At 69.4% G+C, this 1,129-nt stretch carries 1 protein-coding gene; it reads left to right on the forward strand.

What is annotated here, in order from left to right:
* Positions 1 to 163: 163 nt before the first annotated feature.
* Positions 164 to 790, forward strand: coding sequence for a hypothetical protein (locus tag ACWGKS_RS30090; protein WP_452455419.1), 627 nt, complete (start codon positions 164 to 166; stop codon positions 788 to 790).
* Positions 791 to 1,129 lie beyond the last annotated feature (339 nt).

A 1,129-nucleotide genomic window follows, 5' to 3' on the forward strand; every position in this document is an offset into this window, starting at 1 on the left:
GGCCAAACGGCAGGCCGGCTAGCCGCCACTCGACCCCGTCGAGGCCCCGTGGCCGCCGCCTCGGGGCCACCACGGCCCTCCAACGGTCGGTCACGCACGCCCGGGGCCGTGACACGGTCATCCGTGTTCGGTCCGGGCGCGCCCATGAGCAGGGACACCCCCCATGTCCACTTCCCGCGCCCTCTCCGACGCCCTGATCCGCTTCCAGATCCGAGCCCAGAACGACCCACGCCGCTACGGCCGCCGGGCCGGCCTCTGGGGAGGCGTCACCTTCCTGCTCGCCATGGTCGCGGGCTTCGTCGTCGGCGGCGGAGGCTTCGGCCTGGTGCCCCTGATCCTGGTGGTCGCCCTGTTCACCGCGCTCGCGGTGGGACTGGTCGTCACCATCGCCGCCACCGCTGCCGCCTCCGTTCGACGTGGCCGGGTCCTGCCGCCCGACACCGAACCCGCCGACGTGCGCGAGGCCCGGTCCCTACAACGTTCGGGCGAGCTCTCGGGGCACCCCGACGTGGACCGGATCGCCAGGATCCAGGCCGATCGGATCCTGGAGAACAGGGTCTCGCCGGGGCTGTTGGTCGGTCTGTTCCTGTTGGTCGGTGGGATCAACGTGGCCAACGGGATCCTGCGGTTCCTCTCGGGTGGTCCGTCTTGGGTGCCGGTCGTCATGCTCGCCGGAGGCCTGTTCGTCATGGTGATCGCCGTGTTCATGGGCCCCGCCCACAAACGCGGCCTGCGTCGGGCACGTGCCTTCGCAAAGGTCTACGACACCACATACGGCGGCACCGACTGACCGGAAGGACCGTGGTCGCGGGAATCCATGGATGAACAGCGGGGCGGTGAGACCAACGGGTGGGCCGAAGAGGAGAGATGGCTCAACCGTCTCGCGGACGACGCGAAACGGGAAGGCTACGAACCCTCCCTTTCCCTGGCCGAGATGGCACGTCGACTTGGTGACGTCGGGGGTGGGTCTTTCGGGCATCGCGAGCCCGCCACTGATCGATCGGTGACGGGCTCACATGGAGATACGGAACGGTTCAGCGCACGCCGAGCAGGTGCTCCAGGGCCAGTTGGTCCAGGCGCTCGAAGTGATAGCCGCGCCGGCCCACCTCATCCAGGTCCAGGTCCTCCT

The sequence above is a fragment of the Nocardiopsis sp. NPDC055879 genome, from assembly GCF_053615935.1.